Here is an 827-nt window from a genome sequence, read left to right on the forward strand (position 1 = left end):
GAGACATAAATAACTTTAAATGCAGTTTCTGTACTTAGCCCGTTTCCACTATAAACAATCAATTTTCGAAGCGCTCGAAATCTGCTTTGATATTTCAGCCATTCACTCTCAGGTCTATCGAGTTTATAAAGAGCAAACCCCATATTATTATTAGCGAATAAACTTACAGGATTTTTATCCAAGATTTTTTGACATCCCTTGATTACTTTTCCGTAATTATTGGATTCAAGTGCAGATTTAAGTTCCGTCTCATCAGGCTTATTTTTAATGTAATCATCTTGGAAAGAAAAGCCATAATAAATTAAAGCGTAGTCATCCAATGTTAATGTCGTATCAAAGTCATTAAAGCGTTTTATTAACTTTGGATAATAAGTATCTGCTTTTTTATTTTCAATCTTTGACTTAATCGTATCAAAGTGTATTTCAATCTCGTTTTGCCCGTATGATAGCAAGGAAATGCCATAAAAAAATAATATTAATATTAACTGCCTCATATTTTTCATTCTAAATCCACTTAGTGTTCATGCTAGTTTATAAGGTTTCCAAGTCATTATTGCTAACAGTTTTTACTTCCTCTTTTTTAGCTCTAGATTGATATTTAGTAAATCAAGTGCTGTCTCATATTCTTGTTTGCCTAAATCTTTAATACTGTCACGTGGCATTTTCTTATCAATAATCCAAAATCTGTCTTCGTCTTTAGCAATAGATTTTGCAATTATATACCTTGAATTAGAATTATATTCCACAACCTCTGAGCCTGTCACAATTAATCCGCCTTTTTTTTCATCGTTTTGATTAGGGTCATAAAGGATTTGAGATTCATGTCC

General features: G+C 31.3%; 2 protein-coding genes. Both read right to left on the bottom strand.

What is annotated here, in order from left to right; genetic code table 11:
- Nucleotides 1-503: DUF4919 domain-containing protein (locus JKA74_RS20650; RefSeq protein WP_201433142.1), on the bottom strand; the 503-nt coding region annotated here is incomplete at its 3' end.
- A 63-nt stretch (nt 504-566) separates the two neighbouring features.
- Nucleotides 567-827: hypothetical protein (locus tag JKA74_RS20655; RefSeq protein WP_201433143.1), on the bottom strand; the 261-nt coding region annotated here is incomplete at its 5' end.

This window comes from Marivirga aurantiaca (genome assembly GCF_016679925.1).
In the GTDB taxonomy this organism is placed as follows: Bacteria; Bacteroidota; Bacteroidia; order Cytophagales; family Cyclobacteriaceae; genus Marivirga; species Marivirga aurantiaca.